Annotated in this window: 13 protein-coding genes; 2 read left to right on the top strand and 11 right to left on the bottom strand. The window is 61.3% G+C overall.

Annotation, left to right across the window (positions count from 1 at the left end):
- The first annotated feature begins 116 nt into the window (after positions 1 to 116).
- Positions 117 to 1,700 (top strand): acyl-CoA carboxylase subunit beta, encoded by a 1,584-nt coding sequence (locus ABIB48_RS06920; protein WP_110104500.1) that lies wholly within the window; start codon positions 117 to 119, stop codon positions 1,698 to 1,700.
- Entirely contained in the window at positions 1,697 to 1,933 is a 237-nt protein-coding gene (locus ABIB48_RS06925; RefSeq protein WP_110104501.1) for an acyl-CoA carboxylase subunit epsilon, read from the top strand. Before ABIB48_RS06920 ends, ABIB48_RS06925 begins: the two co-directional genes overlap by 4 nt.
- Here ABIB48_RS06925 and ABIB48_RS06930 read toward each other — a convergent pair whose 3' ends face one another.
- From ABIB48_RS06930 to ABIB48_RS06980, 11 genes are all read right to left on the bottom strand, one after another.
- The gene (locus ABIB48_RS06930; RefSeq protein ID WP_354212528.1) at positions 1,934 to 4,075 is read right to left on the bottom strand and encodes an FUSC family protein; all 2,142 of its coding nucleotides are present in this window, start codon (positions 4,073 to 4,075) and stop codon (positions 1,934 to 1,936) included.
- Positions 4,076 to 4,333: 258 nt separating this feature from the next.
- Entirely contained in the window at positions 4,334 to 5,530 is a 1,197-nt protein-coding gene (locus ABIB48_RS06935) for a thiolase family protein (RefSeq protein ID WP_354212529.1), read from the bottom strand.
- Between the two features lie 139 nt (positions 5,531 to 5,669).
- Entirely contained in the window at positions 5,670 to 6,599 is a 930-nt protein-coding gene (locus ABIB48_RS06940) for a cytochrome b/b6 domain-containing protein (protein WP_110104503.1), read from the bottom strand.
- The gene (locus ABIB48_RS06945) at positions 6,596 to 7,570 is read right to left on the bottom strand and encodes an electron transfer flavoprotein subunit alpha/FixB family protein (RefSeq protein ID WP_354212530.1); all 975 of its coding nucleotides are present in this window, start codon (positions 7,568 to 7,570) and stop codon (positions 6,596 to 6,598) included. The genes ABIB48_RS06940 and ABIB48_RS06945 overlap by 4 nt, the downstream gene beginning before the upstream one ends.
- 15 nt (positions 7,571 to 7,585) lie before the next feature.
- Positions 7,586 to 8,374 (bottom strand): electron transfer flavoprotein subunit beta/FixA family protein, encoded by a 789-nt coding sequence (locus ABIB48_RS06950; RefSeq protein ID WP_110104505.1) that lies wholly within the window; start codon positions 8,372 to 8,374, stop codon positions 7,586 to 7,588.
- Positions 8,375 to 8,449: 75 nt separating this feature from the next.
- A complete protein-coding gene (locus ABIB48_RS06955) occupies positions 8,450 to 9,607 on the bottom strand; it encodes an acyl-CoA dehydrogenase family protein (RefSeq protein ID WP_315914814.1) in 1,158 nt (385 codons plus the stop codon).
- 35 nt (positions 9,608 to 9,642) lie between these two features.
- Positions 9,643 to 10,611 carry a C-terminal binding protein gene (locus ABIB48_RS06960; RefSeq protein ID WP_354212531.1) on the bottom strand — a complete coding sequence of 323 codons (969 nt, stop codon included), beginning with the start codon at positions 10,609 to 10,611 and terminating at the stop codon, positions 9,643 to 9,645.
- On the bottom strand, positions 10,608 to 12,032 hold the full coding sequence (locus ABIB48_RS06965) for an aldehyde dehydrogenase family protein (RefSeq protein ID WP_354212532.1): 1,425 nt from the start codon (positions 12,030 to 12,032) through the stop codon (positions 10,608 to 10,610). The genes ABIB48_RS06960 and ABIB48_RS06965 overlap by 4 nt, the downstream gene beginning before the upstream one ends.
- Positions 12,029 to 13,696: a thiamine pyrophosphate-binding protein gene (locus ABIB48_RS06970; RefSeq protein ID WP_354212533.1), complete on the bottom strand. Its 1,668-nt coding sequence runs from the start codon at positions 13,694 to 13,696 to the stop codon at positions 12,029 to 12,031. Before ABIB48_RS06970 ends, ABIB48_RS06965 begins: the two co-directional genes overlap by 4 nt.
- A complete protein-coding gene (locus ABIB48_RS06975; protein WP_110104509.1) occupies positions 13,693 to 14,514 on the bottom strand; it encodes an SDR family oxidoreductase in 822 nt (273 codons plus the stop codon). Before ABIB48_RS06975 ends, ABIB48_RS06970 begins: the two co-directional genes overlap by 4 nt.
- Positions 14,511 to 16,550, bottom strand: coding sequence for an acetate--CoA ligase family protein (locus tag ABIB48_RS06980; RefSeq protein WP_354212534.1), 2,040 nt, complete (start codon positions 16,548 to 16,550; stop codon positions 14,511 to 14,513). Before ABIB48_RS06980 ends, ABIB48_RS06975 begins: the two co-directional genes overlap by 4 nt.
- Between the last annotated feature and the right edge of the window lie 55 nt (positions 16,551 to 16,605).

Genomic DNA, 16,605 nt, shown 5'->3' on the forward strand with positions numbered 1-16,605 from the left:
TAGGGTTCCTACACATGCAGGCGAAGATTTCGTTATTAGACTGTCAGTAGAGTTTGCCGTTTTGTGCAGTTCCTATGAAGGTCTGCAAGCATCCACACTATTGAGCCGGAGTATCAATGAGCCACGATCTATCGACAACAGCAGGCAAGATTGCCGATTTCCGTGACCGGATGACTCAGGCTGAAATGCCTTCCGGTTTAGCAGCCGTTGAGAAACAGCACGCCAAGGGGCGCAACACCGCCCGCGAGCGCATTGATCTGCTGGTTGATCCTGAATCCTTCGTAGAATTCGACGCCCTGGCCATCCACCGTTCCACAGCGTTCGGCATGGAGAAGAAGACGCCGTTGGGTGACGGCGTGGTCTCCGGTTACGGCACAGTGGACGGCCGCCTAGTGGCCATCTATAGCCAGGACTTCAGCGTCTACGGCGGCTCCTTGAGCAAGGTCAACGGCGAGAAGATCGTCAAGGTGCAGGAATTTGCCATACGTAACGGCTGCCCTGTGGTGGGCATCAATGACGGCGGCGGTGCCCGTATCCAGGAAGGCGTAGCCTCACTGGCAATGTTCGCGGACATCTTCCGCAATAACGTGCACGCATCAGGTGTTGTCCCTCAGATTTCCCTCATCATGGGCCCCTGTGCTGGCGGCGCGGCGTACTCCCCCGCCCTGACCGATTACGTGGTCATGGTGGATAAGACTTCGCATATGTTCATCACCGGACCCGATGTCATCAAGACCGTCACAGGTGAGGATGTGGATATGGAGACGCTTGGCGGGGCCCGCCAGCACAACGCCACCACGGGAACCTCCACCTACTTGGCTACGGATGAGGCTGACGCCATTGAGTTTGTCCGGGAGCTCCTTGACTTCCTGCCGTCCAACAACCTCGCCGAGGCGCCCGTCACGGAGCACGAGCAGGAGCTGGAACTCAACGACGACGATCTCGCTCTTGATGCTTTGATCCCCGATTCAGCAAACCAGCCGTACAGCATGCTCACGGTGATCGAATCGATTCTCGATGACGGTCACTTCCTTGAGATGCAGGCACTCTACGCACCCAACGTCATCATTGGATACGGCCGCATTGAGGGCCACACCGTGGGCATCGTCGCCAATCAGCCCATGCAATTCGCTGGCACTTTGGATATCAATGCCTCCGAGAAGGCAGCACGCTTTGTGCGCAACTGCGACGCCTTCAACATTCCGATCATCACGCTGGTGGACGTTCCCGGTTTCCTGCCTGGCAAGGACCAAGAATTCCAGGGCATCATCCGCCGCGGCGCCAAACTGCTCTATGCCTATGCCGAAGCGACTGTGCCGAAGCTGACAGTCATCACCCGCAAGGCCTACGGTGGAGCTTACATTGTGATGGGTTCAAAGAAGCTCGGCGCCGATTTGAACCTGGCTTGGCCCACTGCCCAGATTGGTGTCATGGGCGCCCAAGGTGCAGTGAACATCCTGTACCGTCGCGATCTCGCAGCAGTCGAGGCTGAGGGCGGCGATGTTGAAGCCCGCCGTGCGGAAATTGTCCGGAACTACGAAGACGAGTTGCTCAACCCTTACCAGGCCGCGGAGCTTGGTTACGTTGATGCTGTTATTGCACCCTCAGACACGCGTCTTCAGCTCATCAAGGGATTGCGCGCACTGCGTGATAAGCGGGCCAGCCTGCCGGCAAAGAAGCATGGGAACATCCCGCTGTGACGGCCGCTGATCAGAGTCCTGAGAGTAACCCGGTTCAGTTACCGTTGCTCAACGTGACCCGGGGTAACCCCACCGATGAAGAGCTGGCCGCGGTGACCGCCGTCGTCCTAGCCCTGCAATCCGGCAGCAGCGAGGACGCTCCGAACGAACCAAAACGTCAGTGGGCGCGCCTGGCACAATTGCATCTGCCCCCACGGCCTGGCGCAGGTTCTTGGCGTCGCTCCGTCCGCTAGCTAGTTCTTAGCGGTACGGGGCGAACCCTGCCCGCGCAGTATGTGCACCATGGTGTCCACCGAGTTGGCAATCCTGTCCGTTGCATCCATGATGGCTGGCTGAACAACTCCTGACTCCAAAGAAACCGGCGGCAGGATCTCAGCTAGCCGGGTGTAGGAATCACGCATATTGACGGCCCCCCGGGGAGTTGTCCCGTCTCTGACTGCATCCTGACATGCCGTCAGAGTGGTGGCGGTGTCACTGACGAACGGCTCCAGCGGGGCCAGTAGTTTCTCCACCGGTCCCTTGGCCGCCGAGACGGAGAGCCGGGCTGCGTCTATCACCATGGCGGCCTGGATGAACAAGTGGCTCTGGACCAGTAAACCTTCGCCAACATATTGAGCTGAGAGCCCATCCACTGGCTCCGCCTGGGTCCGGTCCAGGGAAGTTTGCGCATTGGTCCGGGCCAACCTGGCGGCGATTCGGGCGGCGTCAATCTCTGACTTTTGGGCGGCAGGATCGCTCACCGCCACCAGATAACGCCCATAGCTGGCCAGTAGTTCGGCAAGCCGGGCTGGTAGGTAGCTGCGCTCCCACGCGGGCCACACCACGGTAGCCGCCACGGCCAGGGCGCCAGCTATGACGGTGTCCACCAAACGTGGCACTGCCACATCCCCGGCCGGAATGCCGGACAAATCCAGCAGCGCCACAAGATAGGCGGCCGTCCAAATAGCCATGAAAAACGCGTTGGGCAATCCGGAGACACGGACGCCGAAAACAAAGAGCACAACCAGCGCTATCAGCGCATAGTGGTTCTCCGTACCCACCAGAGAGGTGGCCACCGTGCCAATCCCCAGGCCAATGAGTGTTCCTGCCAGCCGGGCGCTGGTGCGCAGGAGAGTGCTGGCAAAGTCCGGACGCAGCAACAGCAATACCATCAGTGAGATCCAGTAGCCTCTGTCTGCACTGGGCAGCAGGCGGGATAAGCCATCCGTGGCCGATACAAGCACAGCAAGCCTGACAGCGTGCCTAAATACCGCCGAGCTCGGATTCAGATTAGCCCGCAGCGTATCGAACGGGGCCTGCGCGGCTACTCGTATCCCACCGATGCGCACTTTCTCTTCAACAATGCGCCCTTCTACCGCCCCCGGCGTGGTCATGCGTGCGCAGGCCCGCAACTGTCCGGCCAAGGCCCGGGCATGCAAGGAAGCAAACCTGCCAGTAGGCGAATCCGGGTGATCTCCAACAATTGTTTGGAGCACGTCCACAGCCTCGTCAACGCCCTCCATGACAGAGGAGTCAAAGACTTTTCCCTTATACAGGGACTCAGCCACAGCATCGAGCACGGTCCCAGCCGCTGCCAAGAGAGTATGCACGGCGTTGGCCTGTGTAGTCCGGTCAACCCGTTCAAAACGTTCGAGACAATAGGCCAAGGCGATGACTTCGAGCCGGATCCGTTCAGCCTCGTCAACCAGGCCACGATAAGCCTGCATACTGGGGCCGTGGCCGTGCCCAAAACCGGTGATCGTGGCCCTGGCAGCGTCAAGTTTGGCTTCGGCTCCCGGCTTCATCATCTGGGGGTGCGGGGAGCGGGTGCGCTTCGCCAGAGCCTCATACACCGCGCCCAAGGCGGCTCTTTCCGGCGCGTGCCGGTGCACTGGCCAGCCGGCAATGGCCAAGAGGCTTTGCAGCAATCCGGCTGCAATCACCAGCGCCGCTATCCCAAGGGCACTAGATGCCGGCAGCTGGAACCGGTTGAGCACAATGGCCACGGCTGTCCCGGCAATCCCGATTTGGGCCACTACGGGTCCCAGCGAAAGCAGCATGCCACTGACAAAGGCAAAAACAGCTATCAGCAACACCGAGAGCAGCCAGGAATGCGAAGCCAGAACGGACAGTCCACCGCCAATGCCAGCGGCCAGAGCGGTCATGCCCATGCGGGAAAGCCTGAGCCGGTAGCTTCCTGGCCTGTCAGCGAAAGCGGCAAACATGGCCCCGACTGCACCGAAGACGGCAATCGGGATACTTCCTATGGCCACCCCCACCACCAAGGGAATGGCGATCCCCAGGGCATTTCGGCCCGCAACTACGGGATCGGACTGGGAAAAGTCCAGCCGAAGCGATTTCTTGACGGTTGCCGTGACTGAGGAAGTGGCTAACACGTTCCCCAGTATGTCAGCCATCGGCCCCAGAAGAGATGATTTAGCTGGCTAAGCCTGATCGGAGCAATTTGGGGCAACTTGGAGCCACTGCGCACCGGCCTGCTGTGGTTGGGCCCCAGCAACCCGGCGCTCTCTAAGCCAAGCACGACGCCGTCCCCCGAAAGTCATGCTCGAGCAACGGCGTCGTACTGGCAACTTCTGGCCCAGCCACAAGAAGACCAGCCGCAACAGACCAGCCAAAGTCCGGCCCAGCGAAGGCTAGGAAACTCTGCGGAACAAGGCTGCCAGTGCCTGTCCACCGCCAATGCACATGGTGACCACACCCAGTTCCATATCACGCCGGACCAAGTCCTTGGCAACGCGCAGGCTCAGCATGGCACCCGTGGCACCTACGGGGTGGCCCAGGGCAATAGCGCCACCGTAAGGGTTGGTCTTGGCAGGGTCCAAACCGGCATCGCGCATAACAGCAACTGCCTGCGCGGCAAAGGCCTCGTTGAGCTCGATCGTGTCAATATCAGCCGCAGTTGTTCCTGTCTGTGCGAACAGTTTCTGCAGAGCCAAGGTGGGCGCATACCCCATCAAGGATGGATCCAGGGCGGCCGTGGTGACGGCTTCCAGAGTCACTAATCCCTGGAGTCCACGCTCCAGTGCGGCACCGGCACGGGCCAGCACCACCGCTGCGCCGCCATCATTGATTCCTGAGGCATTGCCAGCGGTGACAGTCCCACCTTTTTCAAAGGCTGGACGGAGCCCGGCGAGTGTTTCCAAGGTGGTGTTTGGTTTGGGATGCTCATCCAAGGTGACCGTGTGCGGCCTGCGTCCGCCCACCTCCACAGGAGTGATCTCCTCGGCAAAGGCGGCTTGCGCTGCTGGTGTTGCTGCCCGACGCTGGGATTCAAGGGCAAATTCGTCCTGATCCTCACGGGACACGCCATACTTGCGGGCCACGTTTTCCGCTGTGACACCCATGTGGATGTTACTGAACGGGTCAGTCAACATGGCAACGGTCCCATCCACAAGTGTGCGGTCCCCCAGCCGGTTACCGGCCCTGGCAGCGAAATCGTAGAACGGCATGCGTGTCATGGACTCGTTGCCACCGGCCAGGGTGAAGTCTGTTCCGGACCACTGCATTTGCATGGCTGCTGACCAGATGGCCTGCAGCCCGCTGCCACACAGCCGGTTCACTGTGTACGCCGGGGTGCGCTCCGGAAGGCCAGCTGCCAGCGCCACGCGGCGTGCGTTGTACGCATCGGCCCCCACCTGCCCGATGCAGCCCATCACCACCTCGGAAATATCTTCCCCTGATATGCCCGAACGCAGAATAGCCGCCCGGGCTGCGGCGGCACCGAGTTCATGGGCTGGCACATCCTTGAGAACCCCACCGAAACTACCAATGGGGGTCCGTGCGCCCTCGAGGATGACAATTTTCTCGGCATTCATCGCTGCTGCGTTCATTGCGTGTGTCCTTCGTGTAGAAGTTTCATTATGGTGGTGCGCCCGCGGCAAGCGGGCGGTGGGCTGCCCACCCGAGGCCTCCCGCCCACCGCGGCAAGCGGGCAGCGGGCTGCCCACCGCGGGCCCGCGGTTGGGCCTGCTAGCGGCTCACTTTGCCGGTAAGGGAGGCGATGGGCCGCAGAAACAATGGCCGCGCCATGAACCAGGCAGCCACCATAACGGCAAGGGAGCCAGCAAAGATGCCAGCGCCGAGCCAACTGCCGTCATTTCGCCCTGCATACATATGGTTCAAGTTGTGCAATGCCCCGGTAGTCAGTACCAAGGTCACATGCACAGCCACGAAGGCTACAAAGTAAAGCATCACGGGTAGGTGCAGTGCCCGGGCCGCCTCAATGGGGAAGGCCTTATTTAGCCGGACGGTATTCTTTGGCCAGGCCGGGGACATCCTCAGCCCGGAGATCAATGCCAAGGGCGCAGCCACAAACACTGTCAGAAAGTACGCCAGCACCTGAAGCGCGTTGTAGTTGACCCAGCCGGATTCCAGCGGCCAGTTGAACGACGCGTATTGCAGCATGGCCGAGGCCGCGTTCGGGACAATATCCCAGCTGGTGGGCACAATCCGCATCCACTGATTCGTGGCAAACAGCAACACCATGAACACAATCCCGTTCAACACCCACAGCGCATCCAAACTCAGGTGGAACCACAGGTCAAGGCTGATCTTCTTCGGCGCCCCCTTGGTTTTGATCAGCCCCTTGTTATTGCGCGTCCAATAGGCGCCGGGCCGCGTAGTGGTGCGCACCTGCCACCCGGTGCGCACAATGAGCAACAGGAAGAACCCGTTCAGGAAGTGCTGCCACCCCAGCCAGGGCGGCAACCCCACAGGCGCACCCGCTGGCAGCGCCGAATGCCCGGTGTACTGAATCAGGAAGTCTTGCACCCCCTCAGTGCCGCGGAGCCATTTCGCCCCGAGCACCATCAAAACCAGAAGTACAGCGGCGGCACTTGCCGTGAGTGCCAGCCGCACCTTTTTCTTTACTCGGGAGGGCTTGTTCTGCAGCGCCGTCATGCGCCTGAGCGTGCTTCCAGCGCGGAGATCAGTTGAGGCACCACGGTAAAGACGTCGCCCACAATGCCAAAGTCTGCAACCTCAAAGATCGGTGCATCAGCATCTGAATTCACGGCCACAATGGTTTTGGCTGTTTGCATACCGGCCCGGTGTTGGATGGCCCCGGAAATACCCAGGGCAATATACAACTGCGGTGAAACGCTCACACCGGTCTGGCCCACCTGCGCCGACTGTTGGACATAGCCGGCATCCACTGCCGCACGGGAAGCTCCCACGGCAGCGCCCAACGCATCGGCGAGTTGGCCTACCAAGGCAAAGTTCTCGGAGGAGCCCAGCCCGCGTCCGCCAGCCACTACCCGGGCCGCACCGCGCAGTTCAGGACGGTCACTGGCTGTGGTGGGTGCTGTGCTTGAGAGGATTGTCACTGACGGTCCCTGGGCAGGATCTAGCGAAATGGTAGTCACGGTAGGGGTGGCGGCCGGGGCCTTGTCCTCAATGGCGCCCTGACGGACGGTGAGAACCGCAGCACCGCCGCTCACGGTGGCTTCCACCGTGTAGTCACCGCCCAGGACGGAGTGCGTGCCAATGATTGAATCACCCTCAACACGGACATCAACAACGTCCGCCAATAATCCTGCACCGGTGCGGGCCGCGAACCGGGCGGCCGCATCGCGCCCGGCCACGGAGTTAGCGGCCACAATGGCCACCGGCTTCAGGGCCTGAGCCGCTGCCGTGAGTGCGGCAAGATCCGCGGCCACCACAAGCTGGCCAACGTTCGGCGATTCAGCCAGGAATACCGTCTCAGCACCCCAGGCACCGAGCTGTTCTGCCAGTTTGGCGCCGCTGCCGGGAGCTACGGCTAGAACAGCCACGGGTGTACCAATCTTGGCTGCGGCTCCGAGCAGACCTGCGGTAGTAGTGCCCAATGCGCCGGTTTCAGTGGTTTCAATAAGTGTCAAGACATTTCTCATGATGGTCCTTATGTCCTAGATCAAACGGCTGGAGCGCAGGAACGCCGCCAATTCGGTGCCGGCATTTCCTTCATCAACAACAATTCGGCCAGCAGTCCGGGCTGGGGTGCGCACCGTGCTGATCACAATGCTGGAAGCCGCTGTTCCGGTAGAAGGCAGTGAGCCCAAGTCGGCAAGGCCCAGCTCAGCAAGACCCAGCACTGACAGAGGTTTGCGCTTGGCGGTGATGATGCCCTTGAAACTGGGGAACCGGGCTTCGCCACAGCGTTCGGTCACCGAGACCATGACCGGGAAGGGTGCGCTGAGCCGCACTGAACCTGTTTCGGTGCCGCGCTCCCCTATTACTTCTTGGCCGGAAATTTCTACGGTGTCTACAGCACTCATCAGTGGCAGCGACAAACGCTCGGCAATCATGGCTGGCACAACACCGCCGCGACCATCCGTTGACTCGTTGCCTGCCAACACCAGATCCGCGCCGGTGTGGCGCAGGGCGGCGGCGAGCACTTCCGCCGTCCGTCCCGCATCCGCACCGGCCAGGCTGGCATCACACACGTGAAGAGCATAGTCGGCACCCATGGAGAGGGCTTTACGCAAGCCCTTAGTCAGGGTGTCCGGGCCCATTGAGATAACAACCACCTCGGTACCTTTGTTGGCGTCCTTATACTTCAACCCCACTTCCAGGGCACGTTCGTTGATCTCATCCAACAAGTTCTCCCCTGAGCGGTCCAAGCTCCCCTGCACGGGGTCAAGGTTGCGCTGCTCCCCGGTGTCTGGAACCTGCTTCACCAACACTGCAATCTTCACGTTGTACTTCCTTCTCATCCCTGATGGGTGGACCTGTTGCGTGGGCCTGCTGGGTGAGGCCGTTGGCTGGTGATGCTAGAGGTTGCGGGAGATCACCAAGCGCATGATGTCCGAGGTGCCTTCCTCAATTTCCTCCAGCTTGACATCACGCATCCACTGCTCAACCGGGTACTCGCGGGAGTAGCCCCAACCACCGAGGGTCTGCACGGCCGCCCAGGTGACGAACATGGCGGTTTCGGAGGCCTGCAGTTTAGCCATGGCGGCCAGGCCATTGACGTCCTCACCGGCGTCGAGCTGGCGGGCTGCATGCAACGTCATCAACCATGACGATTCAATGCGGGTGGCCATATCTGCCAGACGGAACGCCACAGCCTGGTGTTCAATGATCGGCTTGCCGAACTGAGTGCGGGTCCGGGCGTAGTCCAGTGCGTATTCGTACGCTGCACGGGCGGCGCCGCAGGACGCTGCTGCCAGGACAACACGGGATACATCGAAGGTCTTCATGAGGCCGTAGAAGCCCTGGCCTTCTTCGCCCAAGCGATCTTCTTCGGGTACAAAGACGTTGTCAAAGAACATTTCGCGGCACACAATGGCGCGCTGGCCCATCTTCTTCATCGGCTCCCCGAAGGAAATGCCGGGCGTGTCCTTCTTCATGAGGAACGCCGTGACACCCTTGGACCGCTCTGAGGGGTCAGTCTTGGCGAATACCACGTACTGATCTGCCAGGCCGGCGTTGGAGATCCACGCTTTCTGGCCGTTGATGGAGTAACCGCCTTGAACCTTGTCAGCGCGGGTCACCATGGAGGCGGAGTCAGAGCCGGAGCCCGGTTCCGTAGTGGCCAGAGCAGTAAACGGTGCATCAGGACCGGACAGGGGCGTGAGCCACTTCTTTTTCTGGTCCTCGTTTCCGAGCGCCAGGATGGGGTCAGCGAAGAAGCCGTTGGAGCAGACAAAGTTGCCAATGCCGGGATCTCCCCAGCACAGCTGTTCCTGAACCAGGCACTGGGTGAAAGCATCGGTGTAGCCGCCACCGCCATATTCCTCCGGCATCATGAAATCGGTAATGCCCACCACTGCGGCTTTCTGGAAAATGTCCACGGGTGAGACGGTGTCCGCCTCATCCACTTCGCGGCCACGGGGACGGATCTCGTTGGTAGCAAAATCCTTGACCATTTCAACGATGGCGCGCTGCTCATCGTTCAACGGCCAGTATTCAACATTCTTCTTTGCCATGGTCTTCTCCTGTTTTTGGTGTTAAGTGTTTTGGTCTAGGCCGTGAACTGTGCCGCAAGCGGGCTGTTCACGGGGTGTTCCGGGATCTGGCGGTGGTGCCAAGTAAGAACATTTTCTGCTTGCTGCACCACGTAGTCTCGCGCTGACTGCTCGGATAAATACGCGGCATGCGGACTCAGTAGAACCCGGGGGTTGCCGAGCATCGCCTCCCCCGCCGCCGGTGGTTCAACGGCCAGCACATCAAGGCCGGCCCCACCTAGCTGGCCGCTTTCCAATGCCCGCGCCAGTGCCGGGTGATCTACCAACCCGCCACGGGAAACGTTGACTAAAAACGATCCCCTCGGCATGAGTGCGAGCCGGTCCGCGTTCACCAGGGCCGTGGTCTCTTCGGTCAGTGGAAGGTGCAAACTGACAAGGTCGCTGCGGGTGAAGAGCTCATCCAGCCCCACCGCCTGGACGCCGTCGGGTGCTGGAAGGTAGGGATCGTAGCCCAGCACGGTTCCCACAGTAGGTCCCATGAGCTTGGCGAAACGGGCACCAATACGGCCCAGCCCCACCACGCCAACACTCACCCCGGAGAGCCTGAGCAGCCTCTCCGTTGTGCCGTCCCACTGCCCGGCCTGCACACTCCGGTCAAGGAAGGGCAGCCCGCGCAGCAAAGACAAGGCCATGGCGAAGGCGTGGGTGGCAACTTCCTCCGTGGCCGCCCCCGGCACGTTGGCCACCCAGATGCCGCGCTTGGTGGCAGCAGCAAGATCCACCGTGTCAACGCCCACCGATTGGGTGGCTACAATCTTCAACCCCTCAAGGCGCTCCAGGAGAGCCTCATCAACCACGCAATAGCCAATCAGCAGGGCTTGTGCGCCCTGGGCTACCTTGGCAATGACGTCAGGGTCTGAACTATTGGCCACCCGGACCTCAAAACCGGCTGCTTCCAAGAGCTCAATACCGGGCTGAAGATCGGTGCCGTCCACGTCGGTGTACACCGCAAGGGGTGAACTCATCGCTGCACCGCAGTGATTTCTGTGTATTCCTCCAGGCCGGCCACTCCGAGTTCACGGCCAATTCCGGAGTCCTTCCACCCACCGAAGGGGGCTTGCGGGTTGAACGGGGCACCGTTGAGATCAACCTGGCCGGTGTCAAGGTGCCGAGCAATCTCCAGTGCCCGCTCGGTACTGCCGGCCCACACCGCACCGGCTAGTCCGTAGACCGTGCCGTTGGCAATCTCAATGGCTTCGGCCTCACTGGAATAGGCGTGTACCACCAGCACAGGCCCAAAGATTTCCTGCTGACTGGCCGGGTCAGTGGGCGCCAAATCTGCCAGGATGGTCGGGTTTACATAGTGTCCGACGGCGTGGGCTGAGACGGGCGGGCCCGTCACCAGCCGGGCGCCCCGGCCCAAGGCACCGTCAATGACGGCAAGTACATCAGCCTTTTGCTTGGCGCTAACCAGCGGGCCCAGATCGGTGCTCTCCGCAGTGGGGTCTCCCACCACAAGAGTTTTGACGTGGGCAGCTGCCAGTTCCAGAGCTTCCTCATAGCGTTGTGCCGGGACCAGCATTCTGGTCCAGGCACTGCAGGTCTGGCCGCTGTTGAGCATGGCCGCGTCCACGGTTCCGGTCACGGCCGCTGCAAAATCAGCATCAGCGCAGATGATGGAGGAGGATTTCCCGCCCAGTTCCAAGCAGGCGCGTTTGAGGTTGCGGGCAGCGGTGGCCCCCACCTCACGGCCTACTGTGGTGGAACCGGTGAAGGAGATAAAGTCCACTCCGGGATGGCCCGTCAGAGCGTCGCCAATGGCACTGCCTGCACCGCTAATGAGGTTGAAAACGCCCTCTGGCAGCCCAGCTTCAATGGTGGCCTCAGCGAAAATATAGGAGGACAACGGCGCCAGTAACGCAGGTTTTAGCACAACCGTGCACCCTGCGGCCAGGGCTGGACCAACCTTCGCCGCCAACTGGTAAAGCGGGTAATTCCACGGGGTGATGCAGGCAACCACACCTACCGGTTTGCGCAGTAAAACAGAGGTCCCGGACTCTTCCTCAAAGGCATAGTTGCGTGCGTTGGTGGCTGCGGCAGCCATCAAATCAATGGCCAGATCCACATGCCAGGCACGGGCGTTGGCAACGGAAACACCAACTTCTGCCACTGTCACCGCAACGAGCTCCTCACGGCGCTGCCGCAACACGGCAACGAGGGCGTCGATGGCATCGGCACGCTCACCGGCAGTTTTGGCACCCCAAGCGCTAGCTGCCGTGCGGGCCGCAGCTACAGCAGCATCCACAGTGGCCCCATCGCACAGAGCTGCCGAGCCAATCACCTCGGCGGTGGCCGGGTTTTCTACCTCCTGCGTAGCCCCGGCCTGTTGCCAGCTACCGCCAATGAGGACGTCGTCACGGAACCAGGTCATGACCGCGGTGTTCACAGTGCCTCCTTGGCGGCCAGCATGTCCGCTGCGGCACGGCTGTCCTCATAGATGTGCAAAACGGTGGGCCTATCGGCGTCGAGCGCTGTTTTGATGGCGCTACCTAGTTCACTGGCGTTGGCAATGGCTACGCCGTAGCAGCCAAGAGCCCTGGCGAGCGCCGGAAAGTCCGGGCTGCCCAAGGCCACAGCGTGCACGGGTTCGCCGCGGTCAGCCATTTCATTGCGGATCTCGCCGTAGCCGCCGTTATCTACAATGACGATGGGCAGTGCTAGGCGAAGCTCCGCGGCCATGGCCAGTTCGGCAATGGTGAACATGATGCCACCGTCACCGTGCAGGACCAGTACCGGGGCTTCTGGATTGGCAACTTTGGCACCAATTCCCGCCGGTAACCCGTACCCGAGCGTGCCAACACCTGTGGGATACAAGAACGCGTTGGGACGGTGCAACGGCAGGTTTGACAGGGCCCCGTAGTAACAAGCCATGGCACTGTCTGCGGCAACAATGCCGTCCCGGGGCAGGGCCGCTGCAATGGCGTCCACAATCTCCAACCAGGGTCCGCCTTCAGTCTGGGCGTCCGTTTCAAAGTCCGCCCGCAGCGCCACCATACGCTGGGCAGCGATGGAGGCGGCGGCGTCGTCCGTGGCTGCATCAGTGGCCGTATCAGTGGCCGTATTAGTGGCACTGAGGTTCGCCAGCAGCGCCGTCAAGACGGCTACACTCTCGCCCACCAGAGCGTGGGCGGGGATGGCGTTGGTGTTGATGGAGGTGGCGTCAATATCGATCCGGATCAGTTTTCCCGCCAGGTTCGGCAGCCCCAGCCACCAGTCCGCGGGGGAAAGTTCTGTTCCGATCGCCACAACAGCGTCGGCATCGTTGAAGGCAGCCAAAGTGCTGGGGTGTTGGACTCCAGCACCAACGGCCAGTACGTGGTCCTCCGGGAAAATGCCCTTGCCGTTGGTGGTGGCAAAGACCGGCGCGGACAGTGCTTGTGCAAGGTCCTTGACCTGGGCCGCGGCCCGGGATGCCCCACCGCCCACCAAAAGCAGCGGGCGTTGAGCTGCGCTGAGCGCGGCCGCAGCAGCCTGGATTTGTGCTGTAGGTGCCATGAGCTGACCGGCGGCCACCTGCGGCACCACAGTTACTTGCCCCACCTCATCGAGCAGGTCCAGCGGGATTTCCAGGTGTACCGGACGTGGCCGGCCCGTTGCCATGGCAGCGAACGCCTGGGCAACGGCCAACGGGATTTCTGCCACGGAGGTCACACGGTGGCTGTAGGCCACCACGGCCGCCAATGCTGCCCCCTGATCCTTGATTTCGTGCAACAAGCCGTTGCCGCGGCCGGGGTGCGCCAGCGGCATGCCGGGAGAGATGAACAGCACCGGAATTGAATCCGAGTACGCCTGGGCCGCAGCTGCTGCGGCGTTGAGGATGGCGGGGCCCGTGGTGGTAAGGACCACGCCGGGGCGTCCCGAGGAGCGGGCATAACCGTCGGCTGCGTAGCCGGCTCCCTGTTCGTGCCGCGGCGAGATGTGCTTGATGCCGTAGCTGGGCATGGCGGCGTAGGCGGCCAAGTTGTGTGTTCCGGGGATACCAAAAATGGTGTCCACGCCGTGGGCTGCCAGACCGGCAACCAGGGCTTCTCCACCTGTAAGGGCGCTCATGCTTTTACTCGCTCATCTGTGTAGACGGACTTACCTAACCATTGGCCACCATCCACCACCATGACTTCACCGGTGACGTAATCGGCACGCGGGCTCAGGAGGTAGTTGGCGGACTCGGCAATTTCGGCGGGGCTGGCGAACCGGCCTGCCGGGACGCCGCTGAGGACCTTTTCACGGGCGGACTCGGTGCCCCACAACGCGGCACCGGCACCTTCAGTTTCGGTGGGTCCGGGAGCAATGCAGTTCACTCGAACTCCGCGGGCTGCCCATTCCACGGCAAGCGTGCGGGTCATGGCCACAATGCCACCCTTGGCTGCTGCGCTGTGCACTGTGCCCGGATGTCCGTGCCAGGCGTAGCTGGCAATGACGTTCAGGATGCTTCCGCTGCCGGCCGCCAGCATGTGCTGAGCTGCTGCGTGGGTTGCGTAAAAGGTCCCGTTGAGCACAATGTCAATGACGGCCTTCCAGCCGTTGGGGCTCAGGTCCTCGCCGGGGACAATGAAGTTGCCGGCCGCATTGTTCACTAACGCATCAATGCGTCCTTCGCGTTCTACAACAGAGTTGATGGCATCTGCCATGCCCTGGGCATCACGGACGTCGCAGGAGATGTAATCGGCGCTGCCACCAGCGTCAGTAATGAGCCGTACAGTCTCCTGCAGCGGTTCTTCTCGGCGTCCTATGACAATGACTTTTCCGCCGGCTGCTGCGTAGCGGGCGGCGATGGCGCGGCCAATGCCGGAGCCGCCACCTGTTACGACCGCAATTTTTCCAGCAAATTCTTCTCTGATATCCGGAACAAGCAAGGCGTTCTCCTTCATGCGTTGACCGCGGCAGCCGTGAGCACCAATGCATCGACTGCGAGAGCCCCTTCAGGGGCCACACGGATAGGATTGACTTCAAATTCTGTGATGTTCTGGTTAGCTGCGACGGCTTCGGAAATTGAAACCACCATGGCGGCCAGTGCCTGGATGTCGGTGGCCGGGCGGCCGCGCCATCCTTGCAAGAGCGGCAGGCACTTCAACCGGCCAATCATCTCCAACGCGGTAGCGTGGTCCACTGGCGCCAGCTCTACGCTGATGTCCTTGTGCAGTTCCGTTTCCGTACCCCCGGCTCCTACCGTGACAACCGGACCAAAGTCCCTGTCCTGGCGGGCACCTACCAGCACTTCTACGGTATTTTGGCGAATATCCTGTTCCTCTACTACGTACTCGCCGTCCCCCAGCCGCGCCTGCATATCCTCGAAGGCTGCCATCAGCTGCTCGGCCGAGCCCAAGCCCAGCTTCACGCCGTCGTGCTCACTTTTGTGCTCAAGCCAACCGGCCTTCAAGACGAGAGGGTAGCGCAACTCTTCGCTGGCCCGGGCCACGTCGGCACGATTATTTGCCAGCCGTCCTTCCGGCGCCTCGATGCCCAGTTCCGCCAAAAACGCACGAGCCTGCCAGTATCCTGATTCCGGTTCGGCCAGCTTCTGCTCCGGCGAGCCGAGCACCCGCCCCGGGGACGCGCTTAGCTGGGCTGCCAAGGACAGCGTCCGCAGTGCAATCTCGATGCCCGGGTAGGTGGGGATGCCATCAGCCCAGAGGCGCGCCACCACGGCCGAGTCGGAACTCATACTGTGGACAACCAGGGGCATCCCGGCGGCCTTGACAATGTCCGCCATACGGTCTGCAACGCTGAGTTCACGGGCCTCGATGGCGGGCGTGTCTGAGCCGTAGCAACCGAAGTATCCAGAGAGGACCACCGAGTCCACTTCACCGGAGCTCATCAGAACCTCCACCAGATCGGCGTACACATCCAGATTCGCTTCCCCGGCTCCAGCTAAGTCGATGGGGTTGGATACTGCGGCACCGGCGGGCAGAATTTCCGCGAGCTGGCGCTGCAACTGTTCGGAGAATATGGGTGCGTCCAGACCGTGGACTGCGGCCACGTCTGCTGCTATGCCACCTTGCCCACCACTGTCACTGATGAGTGCAGTGCGCCGGCTGGCCGGTTTTGCGGCAACACTCAAGTAACGGGCGGCGTTCACCAGCTCGGTGGGGGTGGCTACACGGATGGCCCCAGCCGCACGGCAGGCAGCGTCAACAGTGTCAAGGGCGGAGGTGAGTGACCCGGTGTGGGACTGGGCCAGACGTTGGCTAGCATCACTGGCTCCGGTGGTGAGCACCAAGGTTGTCTTTCCTGCCAGGGACAGGTCACGGATGGTTTCCACCAGCTGAACTCCGCTGGTGAAGCTCTCCAAATACAAGGCGATGATTTTGCTTTGTTCGTGATCTGCCAGATCAGCAACGAGTTCCGCAGCGTTCACATCCAGCTGATTTCCAATGGAGACAAAGCGAGAAACACCCATGCCGGCACGCGCAGCCAAGATGGCCAGTTCAGATCCAAGCTGCCCGCTTTGGGAGATGATGGCCAGCGGACCCGGGCTGAAATGCCCCCATGCCAGCTGCAAAGAAGAGGAAGCATCAAAAAGTCCCAGACTGTTGGGGCCAATGATGCGTGCACCAGCGGCGCGAATCATGGCTCCGAGGGCTTCTTCTTCCAGCACACCTGCGGTGATGCCCAGAAACGCCTTGACGCCGGCGGCGAGGGCCTCCCGGACCACTTCAGTAACAAAGCGCGGCGGGACGCACAGAACAACGAGTTCAGGTACGCCCGGCAATGCCGAAATGCTGGAGTAGGCCGTTTCGTTCTGGACGGTTGCAGCTGATCCGTTGACAAGGTACACATCGCGGCGATGCGCTCCGGACAAGGCCCCGCGGGCTAGCCAGTAACCCCATTTAGCTTGATCATCCGAGGCACCAACCACTGCCACGGATGAGGGATCACGAAACGCTTTGAGCGAGGACGCTGGCATCAGTTGCCTCCGAATGCTTCTGAGTCTTGGCATCCGAATGGATACCGTAGTTGGT

It is taken from the genome of Arthrobacter sp. UYCu511 (assembly GCF_040547105.1).
Taxonomy (GTDB): Bacteria; Actinomycetota; Actinomycetes; order Actinomycetales; family Micrococcaceae; genus Specibacter; species Specibacter psychrochitiniphilus.

What these genes read in the sequence shown, in the direction of transcription:
- ABIB48_RS06970 (WP_354212533.1), bottom strand. Translation starts at nt 13,696, where the DNA reads ATGAGCGCCCTTACAGGTGGAGAAGCCCTGGTTGCCGGTCTGGCAGCC.
- ABIB48_RS06980 (WP_354212534.1), bottom strand. Translation starts at nt 16,550, where the DNA reads ATGCCAGCGTCCTCGCTCAAAGCGTTTCGTGATCCCTCATCCGTGGCA.
- ABIB48_RS06960 (WP_354212531.1), bottom strand. Translation starts at nt 10,611, where the DNA reads ATGAGTTCACCCCTTGCGGTGTACACCGACGTGGACGGCACCGATCTT.
- ABIB48_RS06975 (WP_110104509.1), bottom strand. Translation starts at nt 14,514, where the DNA reads ATGAAGGAGAACGCCTTGCTTGTTCCGGATATCAGAGAAGAATTTGCT.
- ABIB48_RS06920 (WP_110104500.1), top strand. Translation starts at nt 117, where the DNA reads ATGAGCCACGATCTATCGACAACAGCAGGCAAGATTGCCGATTTCCGT.
- ABIB48_RS06940 (WP_110104503.1), bottom strand. Translation starts at nt 6,599, where the DNA reads ATGACGGCGCTGCAGAACAAGCCCTCCCGAGTAAAGAAAAAGGTGCGG.
- ABIB48_RS06945 (WP_354212530.1), bottom strand. Translation starts at nt 7,570, where the DNA reads ATGAGAAATGTCTTGACACTTATTGAAACCACTGAAACCGGCGCATTG.
- ABIB48_RS06935 (WP_354212529.1), bottom strand. Translation starts at nt 5,530, where the DNA reads ATGAACGCAGCAGCGATGAATGCCGAGAAAATTGTCATCCTCGAGGGC.
- ABIB48_RS06955 (WP_315914814.1), bottom strand. Translation starts at nt 9,607, where the DNA reads ATGGCAAAGAAGAATGTTGAATACTGGCCGTTGAACGATGAGCAGCGC.